The organism is Pseudomonas berkeleyensis (assembly GCF_014109765.1).
Lineage (GTDB): Bacteria > Pseudomonadota > Gammaproteobacteria > Pseudomonadales > Pseudomonadaceae > Aquipseudomonas > Aquipseudomonas berkeleyensis.
The window spans coordinates 2,797,296-2,815,505 of record NZ_CP059139.1; the positions used below are offsets into that span (position 1 = coordinate 2,797,296).

10 protein-coding genes and 1 pseudogene are annotated in these 18,210 nt (G+C 61.0%); 2 read left to right on the plus strand and 9 right to left on the minus strand.

Features of this window, described 5'->3' with window-relative positions; genetic code table 11:
* Positions 1 to 24 precede the first annotated feature (24 nt).
* The 5 genes and pseudogenes from HS968_RS13050 to HS968_RS13070 form a co-directional block, all read right to left on the minus strand.
* Complete coding sequence (locus tag HS968_RS13050) at positions 25 to 1,203, minus strand: HlyD family efflux transporter periplasmic adaptor subunit (protein WP_182371533.1); 1,179 nt, start codon at positions 1,201 to 1,203, stop codon at positions 25 to 27.
* A complete protein-coding gene (locus tag HS968_RS13055; protein WP_182371534.1) occupies positions 1,193 to 3,355 on the minus strand; it encodes a type I secretion system permease/ATPase in 2,163 nt (720 codons plus the stop codon). Before HS968_RS13055 ends, HS968_RS13050 begins: the two co-directional genes overlap by 11 nt.
* Complete coding sequence (locus HS968_RS13060) at positions 3,345 to 4,622, minus strand: TolC family protein (protein ID WP_407681649.1); 1,278 nt, start codon at positions 4,620 to 4,622, stop codon at positions 3,345 to 3,347. The genes HS968_RS13055 and HS968_RS13060 overlap by 11 nt, the downstream gene beginning before the upstream one ends.
* Positions 4,619 to 12,721, minus strand: coding sequence for an Ig-like domain-containing protein (locus HS968_RS13065; protein ID WP_182371536.1), 8,103 nt, complete (start codon positions 12,719 to 12,721; stop codon positions 4,619 to 4,621). The genes HS968_RS13060 and HS968_RS13065 overlap by 4 nt, the downstream gene beginning before the upstream one ends.
* A gap of 946 nt (positions 12,722 to 13,667) precedes the next feature.
* Positions 13,668 to 14,631 (minus strand): annotated as a pseudogene (locus HS968_RS13070) (GNAT family N-acetyltransferase).
* Between the two features lie 202 nt (positions 14,632 to 14,833).
* On the opposite strand from HS968_RS13070, the gene HS968_RS13075 reads away from it, so the two are divergent.
* Positions 14,834 to 15,190 carry a DUF7693 family protein gene (locus HS968_RS13075; protein WP_182371622.1) on the plus strand — a complete coding sequence of 119 codons (357 nt, stop codon included), beginning with the start codon at positions 14,834 to 14,836 and terminating at the stop codon, positions 15,188 to 15,190.
* Here the strand turns inward: HS968_RS13075 and HS968_RS13080 are convergent.
* From HS968_RS13080 to HS968_RS13090, 3 genes are all read right to left on the minus strand, one after another.
* Positions 15,165 to 15,650: a PA2169 family four-helix-bundle protein gene (locus HS968_RS13080; protein WP_182371538.1), complete on the minus strand. Its 486-nt coding sequence runs from the start codon at positions 15,648 to 15,650 to the stop codon at positions 15,165 to 15,167. The genes HS968_RS13075 and HS968_RS13080 overlap by 26 nt on opposite strands.
* 91 nt (positions 15,651 to 15,741) lie before the next feature.
* The gene (locus HS968_RS13085; protein ID WP_182371539.1) at positions 15,742 to 16,206 is read right to left on the minus strand and encodes a ferritin-like domain-containing protein; all 465 of its coding nucleotides are present in this window, start codon (positions 16,204 to 16,206) and stop codon (positions 15,742 to 15,744) included.
* Positions 16,207 to 16,334: 128 nt separating this feature from the next.
* On the minus strand, positions 16,335 to 16,886 hold the full coding sequence (locus tag HS968_RS13090; protein WP_119691280.1) for an ATP-dependent Clp protease proteolytic subunit: 552 nt from the start codon (positions 16,884 to 16,886) through the stop codon (positions 16,335 to 16,337).
* A 390-nt stretch (positions 16,887 to 17,276) separates the two neighbouring features.
* Between HS968_RS13090 and HS968_RS13095 the strand changes: the two genes are divergently transcribed.
* Positions 17,277 to 17,690, plus strand: a complete 414-nt coding sequence (locus HS968_RS13095) for a CopD family protein (protein ID WP_182371540.1) — start codon at positions 17,277 to 17,279, stop codon at positions 17,688 to 17,690.
* A 58-nt stretch (positions 17,691 to 17,748) separates the two neighbouring features.
* On the opposite strand, the gene HS968_RS13100 is transcribed toward HS968_RS13095, so the two are convergent.
* Positions 17,749 to 18,210, minus strand: a complete 462-nt coding sequence (locus HS968_RS13100; RefSeq protein WP_119691282.1) for a DUF2231 domain-containing protein — start codon at positions 18,208 to 18,210, stop codon at positions 17,749 to 17,751.

Consider the following 18,210-nt stretch of genomic DNA (forward strand, 5'->3'; position numbering starts at 1 on the left):
AAGCAACGACTGCAAGTGCGCCGGTCAGTACAACTGCGCTTTCACCAGAGGGCGCAACAGGTAGTTCATCACGCTGCGTTTGCCGGACAGGATGTCTATTTCGGCGACCATGCCAGGAATGATGGGTAGCGCTTCGCCGCCGCGCATCAGCTGGCTACCGTCGGTCTTGATCAGTACCGAGTAATAGAACTCCTTGCCCTGCAGCGTATCCTCGGAAATGGTGTCGGCGCTGATCTGCTCCAGAGTGCCATTGAGATAGCCGTAGATGCTGTAGTCGTAGGCAGTGATCTTGACCTTGGCCGGCATCCCAGGCACCAGGAAGGCGACGTCCCGTGGTTTGATCTTGGCCTCGATCAGCAAGCGATCCTCCATCGGGATCACCTCCATGATTGGCTCGCCAGGCTGGATCACGCCGCCACGGGTATTGATCAGCACCGTATTCACCCGGCCATTGACCGGCGAGAGAATCTCGGTGCGCTGCAACTGATCCTCGCGCTGCAGGATGATCGGCTCCAGGGCGCTGAGTTCGGCCTGCTTGTTGGCGCGTTCGGTATAGGCGTCCTGAAAATAGGCGGTTTTCACTTCAGTGAGCTTGCCGCGTAGCCCGGCGATTTCCTGGCTGAGTTTGAGCGCCTCCATCTGGCTCACCGCGCGCTTGGCCACCAGTGGCTCGACCAGGTTCAACTGGCGCTGGGCCAGGCCGATCTGCTGATTGAGCGAGCGCACGCTGTCTTCGAGCTTGGCGCGACGTGAGCGAAAAAGCTCTTGTTCCGAGCGGGCGAGGGCGCTGTCTGCCGCGATGCCGGCCGGGAAGCCGATGCTGTCATGGTCGAGAACTTCGGCATCCAGGCGAGCGATGGTCGCGCGCAGGGCCTGGGCCTGGTTGACCGTCTCCTGATAGGAGGTGCGGAAACGTGTTTCGTCCAGGCGCACCACCGGCTGACCGGCACGCACCATGTCACCTTCGCCGACCAGCAGGCGGTCGAGGATGCCGCCTTCCAGGCTCTGGATCTTCTGGATACGGCTGAATGGCACCACGCGGCCATCGCCACGGGTGACCTCGTCCAGTTCAGCCCAGATCGCCCAGGCTATGAAGGCACCGACAGTGAAGAGGATCGTCCACATCAGCGGACGGAACACCGGGTGAGTGGCGCTGAGCAGTGGGTCTTCCAGTGCGCGGCGCAGGCGTTCGTCAGATGCCATGGATGACCTCCCTGGCGTCAGTCGCATCCGGTGGCGATTGAACGCGATTGTCCTGCACCACCTGATCCAGCGAGCCATCCATGATCACCCGCCCCTGACGCATGACGATGGCTCGCTCGACCAGTTCGAGCATGCTTTTCTTGTGGGTCACCAGTACCAGGGTTCTACCTTTGAGCCAGTCGCGCAGGTACTCGAGCACGTGTTTCTCACTGGTCTGGTCGAAGGCCGCGGTGGGTTCGTCGAGCAGCACTATTGGCGGATCTTGCAGCAGCACGCGGGCCAGACCGATTGCCTGGCGCTGCCCGCCGGAGAGGCTGGCATTGCCCTGGATCGGCATGTCCAGCCCCAGCGAATGGTTACGCACCCATTCACCGAGGCCTACGCCATCGAGCGCCTCGAACAGCTCGTCATCGCTCAGATTGGCATTTTCCAGGTTGAGGTTCTCACGCAGGGTGCCATAGAGCAGCGCAACGTCCTGCGGTAGATAGCCGATGTTCTGTCGGCGGTCGCTGGGGTCGATCTGCTCGATGCCCACGTCGTCGAGCAGCAGTCGACCGGAGCTCGGGTCGGCAAGACCAGCGAAAAGACGCAGAAAACTGGATTTACCTGCACCGTTGCCGCCGAGCAGAGCGACGCGTTCACCCGCACGTATGTGCAATGCCTGAATATCCACGACCGTCGGCCCCTCACCGTGCGCCAGGGTCAGTGCCTGAGCCTTGTAGTCACCTGCCAGTCGGGGTTTGCGGACATAACTGCGGCCAGCCGTGCGTTCGACCGGGCCACTCATCATCTGGTCGAGCCCTTCCAGAGCGACTTTCGTGTGCTGCCAGCGACCGAGCAACGAGGCACTCTGCGACAACGGCGCGATGGCACGCGAGGAGAGGATCGAGCAGGCAATCAGGGCACCGATGGTGAGCAGGCCGTCACTGATGCGATAGACCCCGAACACCACCACGCCGACATAGCACATCTGCTGTACCAGGCTGACGCCATAGCTCAGGGCCGAGGTCAGGTTATGGGTCTTTACCGAGCTGCCCGCCAGTTGGGCTGTGAGGTTTTCCCAGAGCTTCAGACAGCGCCCCTCGGCGCGCGTGGCCTTGACGGTTTCCAGGTGTTCGATGGATTCCAGTAGGATGCCGTTCTTCACCGCGCCCTCGCGCAGGTTCTGCCGCGACAGCTGAGCGAGGTGACCCTGGGCGAACAGGGCAGGGAGGAGCATCAGCAGCACGGCGATGACGGGCACCCAGACAAGATGGCCGCCGATTACCGCGATGATCAGCAGGAAGATCACCACGAATGGCAGGTCGCTGATCACCGCCGCGCTGGAGGCGGTGAAGAACTCACGTACCGACTCGAATTCGCGAATTTGCGAGCTGAAGGCGCCAACCGATGCCGGTTTGGCCGCCAGGCGGGTCTGCAGGGCACGCTCAAACAGCAGGGTCGACAGGCGCAGGTCGATGCGCTTGCCCATGCTGGTGAGCAGATGGCCGCGCAGTACGCGCAGCACGCTTTCCAGGAGGATGGCCAGAGCTACGCCGCTGGCGAGTATCCACAGGGTATCGAAGGCCGAGTTGGGCACCACGCGGTCGTAGACCTGCATGGCGAACAAGGCCGAAGCGATGGCCAACAGGTTAGCGACCATGGCGGCGACGGCCACCTCCAGATAGGAGCGGCGCATCTGCTTGATCGCACCGAAGAACCAGTGTTCTTGCTGCCCCTGAGCCAGGTCGCCAGCCCTGCCGTCGTCGCGATAGCGGGGTTTGGCGAATACCACGACACCGCTGAACATCGGCTCCAGCACGTTCAGCGCGATGCGTTCGTGGCCACCACCACTTTGCGGCAGAAGCAAATCGGCCTGTTCATCCTGCACGCTCACCAGCAAGGCACTGCGACCATCGTTGAGCAGCAACAAGGCCGGCAGCAGGTAGCCTTTCAGATCGTGCAGCTGCTGGCCGGTTTCGACACGTGCATTGATGTCCGCGCGGCGTAGGGCACGGGGCGCAAGGCGCAAGGGCAGGCGCCCCTGTTCCATGGGCAGGCCATCGACCAGCTCGTTCTCGCTGAGCGGATGGCCAAGCTCCCGGCAGAGCAGTACCAGGCCATCGCGCAAATGATCCCTGTTCTGCCGGGGCGAGCGGGCGTCAGACGTCATTGAGGCGATTCTCCAGCAGTGCGCCCAGCAGGCCGATCTGGGCTGCTGCACGGTATTCGATACGCAGACGTTCGATGCGCAGGGTTTCCAGTTGGCGTACAGCTTCGAAACGCTCGCGCTGGACGTTGAGCAGGTCGATGATGTCGCGTCGGCCTACCTCGAACTGCTCGCGGTAGAGCGCGCTGACCTGATCCGACTCGCCGACCTGCTGGCGCAGCGATTCTTCACGCCAGCGCAGGGTTTCCTCGGTGTCGAACAGGTTGCGCAGCTTGCGACTGATATCGCGCTGCATGGAGTCCTGGCTCCACTGCGCCGACTCCAGGCGCTGCTGGGCGGCGGTCGGGCGCTGGAAATTGGACAGCCCCTGCAGCGTATCCATACGCAGACGCAGAGCAATCATGGAGTCGTTTTCAAGTTGGCCGCCGATCTCCCGGCGCAAGGCGGTGGCCTCCAGATTCAATTGCGGGAGCAGGGCGGCCTTGGTTTCCCGCAGCTCGGCCTCGGCTTGCGCGGTGTCCTGCACGCTGCGCTGATAGAGCGGGGACTGGGTGATGATGCGCGACAGGTCACTGGCTGCCAGATAACGCGCCATCGACATCGGCCTGGGCTCGCTGAGTTCCTGCGGATCGGTGCCGACCAGCACACGGTACTGGTTGCGGGCTTCCTGCAAGCTGCCCTTTTCCATCGCCAACTGCTCGCGGGCACGGGTCATTTCCAGGTGCGCACGATCCACCTCGCTACGGTCGGAATAACCATCCTGGCCGCGGGCCTCGGTCATACGCAGGATGTCATCGAGATCGTTCAGATGCAGGCGTACCGCCTCCAGACGACGTTCGGCGAGCAGGGCATCGAAGTAGGTCTCGATGATGTCCAGCGCGGCATCGTCACGGGTCACCAGCAGGCTTTTCGATAATTGCTGGTGCGCGGCCGAGGCACGGTCGACCTTGCTGCTGACACGCCCCCAGTCATAGAGCATCTGCGACACCGTGGCGTCGTACACCACGTCGCCGAAGTTGAACTCCTGCGGGCCGGCCGAGAGGCTCAGGGCAGGGTGGTAGCCGCTCTTGGCCATCTCCACTTCGGTGCCGGCCCGCTCCCGATCCGCCATCACGGCGCGCACTTCGGGGTGAATGGCGAGTCCGGCCTTTACTGCATCGACCAGTTCCTGGGCGAAAACCGCCCCCGGATGCAATCCCAACATCATGACGAGCGCCACGCTTCGCAAGGCAGGCGCTACGCCAAAGGCGAAAGCGGTTTTCGAATTCATACGATGACCTGAACGGTATTCTCCTCGATCTGCAGCGTGGTATTGCCGAACTGGTAAACCTGATAGCGGATACCGTCGATGATCTGGCTGTTCTGAAAGACTGCGCCACTGACCTGCACGATGTCGTTGGCCTCACCGGTGATCTGCAGGGTGTTGCCGCTGTCGGTCAGTGCGTCCACCTGGGCGGCGGTGAGCGTGATGGTACTGCCGGCATCGCCAACGCCCAGGTCGATACGCTCGATGTTGGTGATGGCTCCGAGCGCAAAGCTGTTGAAGTTGATGTCGATGCCACCGGTGAACAGCAAGGTGTCGAAACCGCTGCCGCCGTCGATGCTGACGAAGTTGGTGGCAGTGATCTGAATCGTGTCGTTACCGGAGCCGGCCTCCACCCGATCACCCGAGCCGACGTTGAGGATCAGGTCGTTGCCTGCGCCGGCAATGATCCGCTCGGCGCTGGTAGCAGTGCCGGAGAGAATGTCATCCAGTGCCGACCCGGTTACGGTGATCGCGCCGATGGTCAAGCCAAGCAGGCCAAGTGGATCGAGGTCGACCAGATAACTCGCGCTTTGCTTACCTTGCGATGTGGAGGTGATGCGCAACTGCAGATCCGGCCCCAGGTTGAGCAGGCCAGTGACGCTCAGGCCCAGTTGGCTCAACACACTGGGGCTGAGCAGGTTGAGCGAGAACTGGCCACTGGCATTGGCGATGATCGGTGACAGGGTGACGTTGAGGGCAGGGGAGATTACCTCGATGATCAGGCTGGCATTGGCGGCCGTGGTACCTGTCACGCCGAGCTTGGGCGACAGCGGGTTGAGGCTGGCATCCACTGCGAAATTGCCAACCGTTACCGGTTGCAGATTGGTACCCACCCCCAGGCCTATCTGCGCGATGTTGCTCGGGTTGCCCGCCTGATCGCGAGCGGAGACGCCTATCTGCGCACTGATCAACTGATCCCAGGTCAGGCCAATGTTGAGACCGGTCAGCAGGTTCAGCGAGGCGATGCCAGCGTTATTGGCAGTCACCGTCTGCGTTGCGGTCACGCCTCCGACATTGACGGTGATCGTCAGGGCAACGCCAGGGTCGGCGGAAATGGTCAACAGGCTGCCAACCAGCGACAGCACGGGAGTCGCCGGTGCAATGGTGTCGATGACGAAGTTCACTGGTGCTCCGTCCGCACCATTGTTCACATGGGCCGTGACCGTGGCGGCGCCTTGCGGATAAGCCCCATTGCCGCCCGAAGGCGTGAGCGTGGCGGAGAAACTGCCAGCCAATACTTCGGCGGCGGTGACCACGTGCGTCTGGGTGAAGGTGAAGCCCCCTTGGCCGCGGAACGTGAGCGTTACGCTATCGCCCACGCGCATGCCGGGTTGCAGGCCGACCTGCACCTGGATGCCATCGGCAATCTCGGCAGCGTTGATGTAGGTGTCAGCGGCTTCGGCTACGACGATGGCTGGCGGCGCCAGATTGGGCGCCTGAACCAGGGCTGCCGTGCTGGTATTACCGGCGGCATCGGTGGCAGTGATCTGTACACTCTGGCCAGCGATCAGCGCAGGTGACAGCGGTACGGTGAAGGCGCCGTTGCTACCGACCGTGACCACGATGGGAGTGCCGCTGCCGCCTATCAGAATCGATACCTGACTGTTGGCCTCGGCGATACCGGTCAACAGTGTGCCGTTGGCGGATATCAGCCCTGTTGGTGTCAAGGGGGCCTGGGCATCCACCACCACGTTGCCAGCGGTGCTGACGTTTCCGGAAGCATCAGTGGCAGTGACGGAGACAAGGCTGCCGTGCGTGAGTGGAACGACCGGGGAAAAGCTCCAGTTGCCGTTGACGTCGGCCGTGAGGTCGGCAATGACCTGATTGCTCTGATCGCGGATGATGACCCTGCTACCCACCTCGGCCGTGCCGCTGATAACGCTCCCGTTGCTTGGGTTGATGATCGGGACATTGGGTGCCACGGCATCCACCGTCACACTGGCGGAGGCACCGATATTGCCGACGCCATCCTGAGCCTTGATGTCCACCTTCACGCCATCGGCCAGGCGCGGGGAGGGCGAGAAAGTCCAATTGCCGCCGCCATCGGTCGGGACAGCGCCGATCTGCATACCCCCAACCAGCAGGATGACCGTGCTACCGATTTCAGCAGTGCCTGACAGGGTAATCCCGTTGCTTGGGTTAACCACCGGTGCTGGTGGTGGTGTGGCATCCACCACGGTCGAGGCCGCCGGGCCGATATTGCCGCTAGCGTCCCGCGCCACGACCTCGACGGTGCTGCCTCCTGACAACGGTGGACTGGCGGTAAAGCTCCAGTTGCCGGAGCCATTGGCCTGCGCGGTACCGACCTGAACACCGCCTACGCTGATGATGACCGTGCTGTTGGCTTCGGCCGTGCCGCCGAGAAGGGTGCCGTTGGTTGCCTGTATGGTAGGCAGGGCCGGTGCGATGGCATCGACCACGACCACGGTGAAGTTGCTGGTATTGCCCAGGCTGTCCCGCGCTTCGACAACCAGTGGCGTACCGTTGCTCTGGGCCGGAATGGTGATCGTCCATTTGCCATCGGTGCCTACCGTGGCGCTACCCAGGATCGTGGCGCCAAGCCTGACCACTACCGTGGAGCCTATTTCGCCCGTCCCGATGACCGTCGTGGCATTGGCCGCTTCTGCCACTGGAATGGCCGGCGGCATTGCATCTATCACCAGGGTGGCAGGGGAACTGCGGTTGTTGGAGGCATCGATCACCACCGCCGTGACCTGCACACCATTACCTAACGGCGTGGTAGGTATGTGACTCCAGGCGCCCATGCCATTAACGGACACGAGAACGCTCTGTCCGTTTATGGTCAGCTCGACCGTGGTATTGGCCTCTGCAGTGCCAGTGATGATGTTGCCCCGACTGGGGTTGATCACGGGGGGATCAGGCAGATCGGCATCCACCGTGGCCGTGCCGGGCAACACACTGATATTGCCCGCCGCATCCGTGGCCCAGGCCTCGATGAGTGCATTGTCGGCCAGTGGCCCGATGTTGCTCAGATGCCAATAACCATTGGCATCCACCGTGATGGTTCCGGGCAGAGGAACGCCATCGACGGACAGAGTGATGGTGCTGTAGGCCTCAGCAGTGCCATTGATGGAAGTACCGCTGCTCGGCAGGACGACCGGGCTCGGTGGTGGCACCGCATCGACGACCGTGCTGGTGGGCTGGCTGGTATTGCCGACAGCATCCGATGCGACCGCAGTGATGGTGGTGCCGTCAGGCAATGCGGGGCTGGGTGTATAGCTCCAGTCGCCATTGCCGTTGACGCTGATCGGGCCTGCCGTAGCACCCGTGCTGAAGGTCAGACTGATGGAACTGTTGGGCTCAGCACGGCCGATGATCTCGGTGCCGTTGCTGGGGTTGATGGTCGGTGGTGCCGGAGGCTGGCTGTCGACCGTGGTGGTCGCAGGCGCACTGGTGTTGCCGGTGGCATCTTGCGCGGTAACGCTGACCTGAGCGTTGTTTGCCAGGGCTGTCGCTGGGGTGTAGTTCCAGTTGCCAGCGCTGTCTGCGGTGACCGTCGCCAGTACAACGCCACCGCTGCTGATGGTGACGCTGGCAAAGGCTTCGGTGACGCCTGTGAGCGTCTCGCCATTGGTGGGTTCGATGGATACGTTCGGTGCCTGGTTGTCGGTGGTACCGGTTGCCGGGCTACTGGTATTACCGGCAGCATCGGTAGCCACCACGCTGACAGCGCTGTTGTTGGCCAGGGCTGGAGTGGGGGTGTAGATCCAGCGTCCATCCGGGCCAGCAATGACGGTGTCGATCAAGCTGCCGCCCACGGAAATGGCAACACTGGCACCCGCTTCGGTAAGCCCGGTCAGGACGCTGCCATCGCTGAGCTCCAGCGTGACCGAGGGCGGCGTAGTATCGATGAGCGGATTGACTGGCGTGCTGAGATTACCTGCTTCATCCCGGGCCACGATGGTGATCTGCGTGCCTTCGGCCAGAGGTGGATTCGGCGTGTAAGACCAAGCGCCGCCAGGGCCGGGCGTGATCAGGATGGGTACACCGTTGCCGATGGTGATGAGGATCACCGTGTTGGCATCGGTGGTGCCCTCCAGCAGGGTTCCGTTGCTGGGGTCGACACTCGGCGGTGCAGGCGGCAGGGCATCGATGGTCACCGCCACTGGCCCGGCCAGATTACCTGCCTCGTCGCGAGCGGAAACGCTGATCTGCGCACCGTCGGCGAACGGCGGGTTAGGCGAGTAGCTCCAGTTGCCGTTGGCATCGACTGGCACCTCCACCACACTGCCGTTGGGCAGGGTCAGCAATATCGTGCTGTCGGCGTCCGCCGTACCGGCGAGGGTGGTCGCATTGCTGGCCGTGATGCCGGGCAAGGTTGGTGCCACGCTGTCGGTGGTGGTGCTGACTGGTTGGCTGATATTGCCCGCCGCATCGATTGCCACGGCACGGACCACCGTGCCGTTGGGTAGCGCCGACGGCGTGACGGTAAAAAACCAGTTGCCGAACGCATCGGTGATCGCATTGCCGATCAGATTGCTGTTGCCATCGACGAGTCGCACCGTGCTGTTCGGCTCGGCGGTACCGCTGAGCGTGGTTCCGGTACTGGGATCGATGGTCGGTGCCGAGGGTGCGATGCTGTCGACTGTAGTCGTGGCTGCCGGGCCCAGGTTGCCGGCCGCATCGGTGGCGGTGGCGCTGATCAGGGTGCCGTTGGGCAACGCCGGATTCAGGGTGAAAGCCCAGTTACCGCTGCCATCGACGACCGTGGTGCCGATTACGGTGCCACTGGCATTGGTCAGGTTGATGGTGGCGCCAATCTCGCCGGTACCGCGAACTTCGCTGCCATTACTGGGCGAAATCTGCGGGGCTGCCGGTGGTTGAGCATCGATGGTGGTGCTGCCACTGGTACTGGTGTTGCCGACTGCATCTCGGGCTACCGCGCTGACCTGGGTACCATTCGCCAGAGGCGGTTGCGGCGCATACGACCATCTGCCGTTGGCATCGGTGTTGACGATGGCCAACTGGCCGCCTGGTACGGTACTCAGGATCACCTGCGTGCCGGCTTCGGCGGTTCCACTCAGCAGAGTACCATTACTGACTGCGACCACCGGAGCAGCAGGAGGCGCCGCATCGATCACGGCAGTGCTCGGTGTACTGGTGTTCCCACTGGCGTCGCGCACCGTGACGCTGACAGTAGCGCCATCGGCAATCGGCAGACCAGGGCCGGCGTTATAGACCCACTTGCCGTCAGAACCTGCAGTCACCTGCGCATTAATACCCGGTCCAGTGATCAGCACGGTGCTGTTGGCTTCGGCGGTTCCACTCAGTTGCGAGCCGTTACTGGCATCGATCTGCGCTGGCGGAGGCGGCACAGCGTCCACCACTATCTGGATCGGAGCGCTGAGGTTACCGCTGCCGTCTCGCGCCACGGCAATCACATGCGTGCCATCAGCGAGAGCGGGGGTAGGGGTGTAAGACCAATTGCCGCCACTGTCCACGGTGACGATCGCGATGGGATTACCGTTGCCATCGGTGAGGATCACGCTTTCGCCAAAGACGGCAGTGCCTGCAAGGGTGTTGCCATTGCTTGGGTCGAGGGTCGGTCGGTCTGGCAGGGTACTGTCCGTGGTGACGTTGGCCGAGGGGCCGCTGACATTACCTGCGGCGTCTGTGGCGGTGGCGTTGATCACCGTGCCATTGGCCAATGGCGGAACGACTGTCACGCTCCAGTTGCCGTTGCTGTCGGCAACTGCGGAGAGCGGGGTGCCTCCGGTATTGATTGTCACCATGCTGCCAGGCTCGGCAGTACCGGATATTTCGTCACCATTACTGGGCTGGATAACCGGCGGCGGCGGCGGGGTAAGGTCGACAGTGGCGCTCACCGGTGCACTGGCATTGCCTGCCGGATCCCGCACCACCACGGAAACCTGGGTGCCATCAGCCAAGGCTGGGGAGGGCGTGATACTCCAGTTACCGTTGACGTCGGCCGTCACCTGGCCGATAGGAGCACCACCCGGGCCGGTGATGGTCACGCTGCTGCCAGGCTCGGCCGTACCGGTGAATACAGTGCCGTTGCTGGGCTCGACCGTGGCGGCAGCAGGTGCCGTGGTGTCGACGCGTACCGTGGTCGACGGGCTGGTGTTGCCCGCCGGGTCACGCGCGGTCACGGTCACTTCGGTGCCTTCGGCAAGTGGCGGGCTCGCGGTAAAACTCCAGGCACCGCTCGGGCCGACATTCAATTCGCCCAGCCCCCGCCCATTGTCATCCACCAGGCGCACGACACTGCCGGGCTCGGCAGTACCGCTGATGCTGGTGGCGGCGATCGACGCAACGGTCGGCGCGGCAGGCGGTTGTGCATCGACTGTCGTGGTGAGCGGGGCGCTGACGTTGCCAGCGGCATCCCGTGCCGTAATTGACAGTTGCGCCCCATCAGGCTGGGCGGGAGAGAGGAGAAGATTCCAGTTACCTTGCGAATCGACCACCACCACACCCAGAGAACTCCCCCCCACAGATACCTGAACGCTGCTGCCAGGCTCTGCGGTTCCGCTCAACTGGGTCGCAGTGTGATTGATCACGCTGACGCTGGGCGGAGTGACATCCAGGGTTAGATTGGCGGGAGCGCTCTGTGCGCCCTGATCGATTGCCACGACCTTGATCGGCGTATCGGCAGACAAACCCGTGGGCGTCGTCGACCACCTGCCGTCCATGCCGATCTGGACAGCCGGCGCGACCAACACGCCATTGGCATTGCGTATCTCGATCGTGGCTCCGGGCAATCCCGTGCCACTGATTTCAGTGCCGTTGGCAACGATAACAACGGGCGGGTTGGGAATGTTACTGGTCACATCGACGGAAACGGCTGTGCTGCTGTTACCTGCCTGGTCACGAGCCGTGGCGGTAATGGTGGTGCCATCGGGAATCGGAGAGTTTGGTGTATAGGACCAGTTTCCATTCGCGTCCACGGGAACGGTAACTGCAGAGTTGCCGACGACCACGATGACCACGGAAGCGCCGACCTCGGCAGTACCCGTGACGACATTGCCGTTGCTCGCATCGAGTACGGGAGGCGGTGGCGGGGTAGTATCCGGTGCGATCAGGGAGACACTGGGGCTGGTGTTGCCGGCCGGATCCCTGGCCACCACGGTGATGGTCTCACCATTGCTCAGCGGTGGATTGAGCGGAATCACGAACTGCCCACTGGGGCCCACGACTACCGAAGCATCGGGCTGACCGTCACCATTGATATCGATGCTGACCGTGCTGCCGGGTTCAGCACGACCACTGACCTGGGAACCGTCGGTGGACACCTGCAGGTTGCTGGGACGCAAAGGCGCGATATCGTCAGGAGCGGAGAGGGTTGTCGGGCTGCTCAGGGTTCCGTTCGACAGGCGCACACGCAACTGCAAATGTTCTCCGTTGTTCAACGGCTGCAGAACGTTGATGGTGAACTGGCCGTTCACATCCACGAGCGCGGTGTAATCGGGGACTCCGTCGCCGTCTATATCCAGCTCTACAGTACTGCCCGGTTCGGCACGGCCGGTGATGGTTCGGCCATCACTGCTCAGGCTCACATTGCTCGGTGGTGTAGCTGAGCCAGGTTGCGTTGGCGGGTTGCCACTGCCGTTATCTCCGCTGCCACCGCCACCTCCACTACTGGCAGCTGCAGCGCCTCCGGCAACAGCCAGGCCACCCGCCACCAACATGCCAGTGGTGCCGAGACCACCTCCCGCTGCAGCACCGGCGGCCGTCAGAGACTCGAAGCCGGCTGCGACTTCTTCCGAGGCGTAGCTGGCGGCCATGAACCCTTCTGGCGAGACCGGGCCAAGTTCGACCAACAGCAGTTCATCCTCGGCATTGACCAGATAGAGCCGGCTGGGTGGTTGACCTTCGACATAGAAGTTGCTGATTCGAAGCGTCTCGCCATCCGTCATGCGAATCACCAGATCACTGCCATCACGGGAGTAACTGGCTATGGCGTCGGGGGATAGATCCAGAGCGACATTACTGCTTTCACTGAGAGAGAGGGTGCCACCCAAGGTGCGTTCAGTGCTGAGGGATACAGGTTGAGCGAGCGAAGAAACCTTTGCTGAAATCGTCATGGGCAGTGACATCCCTATCCGTTTTACAGAAGGGCCCTGGCATTACTTCCGCTGTCATGAACCCATGACGAAACATATAGCAGGACTTCAGAAATTTTCATGGAAGTAGCCTGCAGACAATGTGTCTCAGATTTTTGCAGCCTCGATACTCATGAAATACTGATACCGACGTCCTTTTTGAGGAATGCCGCTTCAACTGGGGATTCCTGACATTTCGCTCAGAAATCGGGAGCCTGATCGAACAGAAATCATAAATTCTTTTTAGTGATATGAATTCCCTTCTTATATTCCAAAAAATTATCAATGACCGACAAGGGGCAGTGCTGCTCGTGAGCGATAGCATTCTTGGCTCCTGGAGTATTCACAGATAGCCCAAGAATACGAAGCAGGTGTGAGTCCAGATCAGCCTGCCTGTGGGTGGCGGCCTGCATGGATTTGGCATCATTTTTAGGTAAGAACACCGCGCGACCATGTTCGTAGGGACATGGCAGATTGCACCAGAGGAAGCCCGCTCTAATAAGCGCGCATGGCGTCTATGAACATCAGAAATACTCGGTTGATCACAGATGGCGAATCCGGATCTCACGCCAATCCAGTCAGGCCTTAACCAGATAGTGAGCCCTGGATTCATCTATTTCATCGAGACTCGCAAATCGTGCCGTACGTACAAGAACAGTCTCAGAAGCGCAAAATTTCGGATAGACCAAGGAAAGCCTGGGCCGAATCGTGAGCAGAGGCCATCACAGTAAGTACATGAGTATTCGCATAATGTATATTATGTTAAATTACACATATGAACTCACAGGCCGTATGACCTACTCGACGTCCAGTGCCGCTTCTCGTGCAAGCATCTCGATGCGCGCCCTCGTCCATATCAGGCACGGAACGAGCCCCGTCTCTCGGGAAATCTCCGTGCCTGATGGATGAACACTGAGCTAGGCCGCAATCACAGGTGGAAATCGCCTGCAGCCTCTGGCTGGTACAACACTTTCCTGATTTCAATCCGGCGGGTTCGATCAGCAATTCGCCAGTCGATGGCGTCTCCCTCCTGATAGCCCAGGATGGCGGCGCCGAGGTCAGAGCACACGGAATGCTTCCCGGCGCTGCTGTCTGCGTCTTCCGGGTAGACCAACGCCACTTCGATCTCTTCGTCGTCCAGCTGCAGCAAGGTTCTGGAGTTCATCGTGACGACGTTGCGTGGCACCTTCTGCGGCTTAACGACTATGGCGCGCTCAAGCTCATGTTCGAGATCAATAACGGCTGGGCCTTGCTCGAGCACGATCAGGCTCTCGAGCCTGGCCTTGTCGATTTCAGTGATGTAGATCCCTGTGGCATCACCAGAGGTACCTTCGCGCAAGAACTGGAGATAGCTTCCCGCCGTCATGGAAAATGACTTCAAGGTCGGCGTTTCGCTCTCAAGCACAAAGCCGCTGCGCAGAAAGGCTTTCAGCGAGCGCACGTTGTCCGGGTGGATCTTGGCGATGAGCTTTTCAGCCCGCATGTCGAGGAAGGCCAGTTTCATGCCTTCGCGGATCGTACGGGTGCCGAGGTTACGGCCCCATTTGTCGCTATCTCCGATGACCAGGACTATCTCGCAATCCGAGCCGGTCTTGATGAGACGGACAAAACCCACCGGCTCGTCATGCCGGTCATAGGCCATGAAGAATCGGCCGCCCCGGTTGAACAGATGAGTCAGGATCGGCAATTGAGTCCGATCGATGGCTTGCTCGATGGAGCGGGAAACATGACGCGAATCGCTCAGATAACAGGTGACTCGCTCATCTTCCAACCAATCCATCAGCTTCAGCGCGTGTGCCCGAGTAATTTCAGGGCACAGCGAAATGAAAGGCTTGTTCATCTTCACCACACTTAATATGCAAAGAATGAAAGCCCTTCATGGCTATGGCCATGACGGTTCTTTCGGCAACCGGCTACTTTAAGGCATAACGCGAGTAATGCCGAACATCCCGCACACGTGGGCGCGGCGTAACATCTGATACGCGCTTTCCGCATAGGCTGCTTTACAAAGTTCGTCGCAACGTCAGTAACTGTCCCCCTTCCCTACTTCCAGGCAAACCCTCAAGCATGAAGAAACCCAGTGATCCTGTGCCAATGAATCACAACACGCTCACTGCTCGCGAGGTGTATCAGGTGTTGCGGGACATCGCCTTGGGTATCCGCGTCATGCGCCGTGTCGATCGCTCGCCACAACCCAACTACGGTCTGATGATCATAGAGGTAGATGGCTGGGTGATCAGGCTATATGGCGAAGGGGGAACGCTGGATTACTGCGACAGTTGCCATTGCCCGAATGGGCGTGCCTACGCCTTCAGCGCATCGCAATATTTCGGCACTGATCCGCTCGAACTGCTGAGTACATGGGAGCGCGCTCAACTGGAACGGCTCTTGATGAATGCATGCGCCCTTTCCCCGCTGCCGGACTTCAGTCCTGACCCGACTCGGTTTTGAGCATGCCAAGGTGTGGCCACTGCTCGAGTGCTGTCTGCAGCTGTCTCGTGCGCTCTAGCACCCGCTGATGATGTTCAGCCAGTTGCTGACGGAACTCCGGTGAAAGCTCCTGCGCAAGCAGGGTTTCGAACCCTCGCCTGACCTGTGTTTCAAGCTCTAACGCGGTATTGAGCCTGGTTCGATCATCGACAGGCACGATCAGCGCCTTCACCTCATACCACCAGCAGTGCCGCCATAGTCCGGCCAGGCTGATGTGCTCTGTGGGGCGACCGCCATAGGTGGTGATCTGGCTGTGCAGGCAGGCGATCAGGGCGCCATATTCCTGCTCGCGTTCGGTAAGGAAGCAGCGTAGCGGCAAGGCCTGGGCGTTTGCTGCAAGCTGTCGACACGTCTGCTGTCCATCCTGGCAGGTGGTTTGCAGGCGGTTGAGGTGGGTGATGGTCTTGTTCAGCGTGGGCATGCGGTACGCCTCCCGTCACGTTCGCGCAGTGAGCCTGGGGCGGGCATTAAGCCAGGCGGCGCGTTGGTGCGCGCCCCTGGCCGACGATGAGTCAGCTCCGCGCGCGTTCTACGTCGCGCAGTGCCCGTACCTCATCATGATTGCGCAACACCCCTTCGTATTGGCGCTGCACGATGGCGCGGATATCGGTCGGCAGATCCTGGCTGAGAGCCTCGCTGTAGCGCTCCTTGGCTACGTCCTCGCCACGCTCGGCTTCGTTGAGGATCGCCGCTTCATCCTTGCCGGTGATCAGCGATTTCAAGTCGACCCAGCGACGGTGCAGATCCGCTCCGATGCTGGTGCTGTCCTCCGGCTGGCCGCCGAACTCCAATACGGCTCGCTGCAGTTCTTCAGCTGCCTCGGCGCATTGGCGCGAGCGCTGGGTGAACAGTTGCTTGATGTCCGGACGTTTTATGTCCTCGGCGCAGACCTTGAAACCGGCCTCGCCGTCCTTGCAGGTTTCGATCAGTTTGTTGAGGGTTCGGATCAGTGCTTTGCGATCGTCTGCGATATCCATGATTCGCCTCCAGGCCGTGATTACGGCCAATGCTGGTTGGAAAGTCGCCCCTGAGGGGTACATGGAATCCGACGTAGCGCTTGTAAAGTTCGTTCAGGGAATTTTCCAAGCGGTCGCCAGACTGCGCTTCAAGCATGTACGCACCAGTTGACCGACTCCGCCGGCATGCCCAGGCAGTCGACGCTGTGAATGAGCCCCGCTTTCAGCGCGTCCTCGACATTGAGAATGCGCGGCGCGGACATCAGGCAATCGAGGACATTGAGCGGGGCTTCGGCATCCTGAGTGCGCTCACCGACGACGGTGGCATAGAGCTGTAGGTCGTAGTCCAGACTCATGGCGTATTCGGACATACGCGCATGGTCGACTGCGCCGCTCACGGTCCAATGAAAGGGGTGAAACAGGAACTTGCTATGCGGGCAGGCGGTGCGCGTTTCGCCGGCAAGAAAGATGATGTTGCCCATCGATTCCACGGTGCCCAGGTTATGGGTCTTGACCGGTACCGGAAGGGATATGAGGAAGTTGTACAGGGAGAAGCCGTAGCTGCACTCCCCGCCCATGGTGGCGATCTTGATGACCAGCTCGTCCGCGCCCTGGTGGATGGCCTGACTGCATTTGTCGATCAACTGCCCACAGGTGTAGGAGTTGATCGGCGCAGTGAAATGCACGACGTGAGTTCTCATGATGCTCTCCTCTGCCAATGAAGCGCCTTTGACGGGCCTTCATCTTCAAGGAGTGGAACTCGTCTTGAGGGTTTCAACTTTCTTTGTGTAACCCAGTCACGACTTCCATAAAAAACCTGAACGCTACGCCGCCACGGGACTCTGTTCCTTACAGGGGAGCTCTGGGCGTATGTGCGCCAACCATATTCGAACCTGCGATTACGCTTCCCTGGGCCGCCGCGTCGTCTCCCTCCTTCTCCTTGCGGCGGCTCTTTCTTTTCTCAGGCAATCAGGGAGATGTGATACCGGCCGGCCCCGGAATGGATCGAACTCACGCTGCGTCAGGCAGTAAAAGAAACGTGAGCCGCCCCGCCAGGCAACTCGCAAGAATGGACGCAAGGAGCGCAATTCATGCCGCTGCTAAAACTACTGCACTTCATGGCGCTGATCTGCTGGTGCGGTGCCCTGCTCTATCTGCCAGCGCTGATCGCGGCAGGCACGCGTAGCAGTGATGCCCTGTTCTATCGCGACCACGCCCATCTCACCCGAATGGTCTTCAACCTGATCGCTACGCCAGCCGCGCTATTGGCCATCGGCTCGGGCACGGCGCTGTTTCTGCGTGATGGACTGTTCGATGCCTGGTTGATTGTCAAGCTCACCACCGTCGCCGGCATGGTCATCTGCCATGCCCTGTGTGGCGTGCTGATCCTGCGTATCGAGCAGATTGCGGAGCCCGCACTGCGCCGCGAATGCCTGGCGATCGGCGTGCTGATCGTGATGCTGATCAGCACCACGCTCTGGTTGGTCTTGGCCAAACCCTTCTGAATGAGGAGTACCTACGGACATGCATGAAGCAGCGCTCAGCCAATCTGCAAGTCGGTACTCACGAATTTGTGTCGACCCCCACGCCGTGCTCATACACCAGACGCCCACCCAGGTAGGCCGCCAGAGCGATCAACACCGCAGTCAGCAGCGACAGGTACAGCCCCCAGTTCTCCATGCCCTGCTCCGGACCGGCGTAACGCAGCAGCCAGTTGAGCGAAGCCAACGACAGCATCATCACGGCGATGATCGCATGGCACCAGGCGGTGATCTTCTGGCGGATGCTGGTCACGGTAAGCAGATCGACCAGCCCGGCCACGCTGGCGATCCAACCGCCGAATGCACCGACGCCTACCAGCCACAAACTGGCGCGCGCCCAGAACGGATCGCCGAGCCACAGGTAGGCCAGGTCACTGGCCACCAGGCCGAGCAAGGCGGCAACCGGGAAGTGGATCATCATCGGGTGCAACGGATGCCCGGCAATGGCGGCGCGGCTGACGATAGGTTCGTTGATTTCGGCCAT

Coding starts and splice junctions, on each gene's coding strand:
- HS968_RS13050 (WP_182371533.1), bottom strand. CDS start 1,203: ATGGCATCTGACGAACGCCTGCGCCGCGCACTGGAAGACCCACTGCTC.
- HS968_RS13055 (WP_182371534.1), bottom strand. CDS start 3,355: ATGACGTCTGACGCCCGCTCGCCCCGGCAGAACAGGGATCATTTGCGC.
- HS968_RS13060 (WP_407681649.1), bottom strand. CDS start 4,622: ATGAATTCGAAAACCGCTTTCGCCTTTGGCGTAGCGCCTGCCTTGCGA.
- HS968_RS13065 (WP_182371536.1), bottom strand. CDS start 12,721: ATGACGATTTCAGCAAAGGTTTCTTCGCTCGCTCAACCTGTATCCCTC.
- HS968_RS13075 (WP_182371622.1), top strand. CDS start 14,834: ATGAATCACAACACGCTCACTGCTCGCGAGGTGTATCAGGTGTTGCGG.
- HS968_RS13080 (WP_182371538.1), bottom strand. CDS start 15,650: ATGCCCACGCTGAACAAGACCATCACCCACCTCAACCGCCTGCAAACC.
- HS968_RS13085 (WP_182371539.1), bottom strand. CDS start 16,206: ATGGATATCGCAGACGATCGCAAAGCACTGATCCGAACCCTCAACAAA.
- HS968_RS13090 (WP_119691280.1), bottom strand. CDS start 16,886: ATGAGAACTCACGTCGTGCATTTCACTGCGCCGATCAACTCCTACACC.
- HS968_RS13095 (WP_182371540.1), top strand. CDS start 17,277: ATGCCGCTGCTAAAACTACTGCACTTCATGGCGCTGATCTGCTGGTGC.
- HS968_RS13100 (WP_119691282.1), bottom strand. CDS start 18,210: ATGGCCGAAATCAACGAACCTATCGTCAGCCGCGCCGCCATTGCCGGG.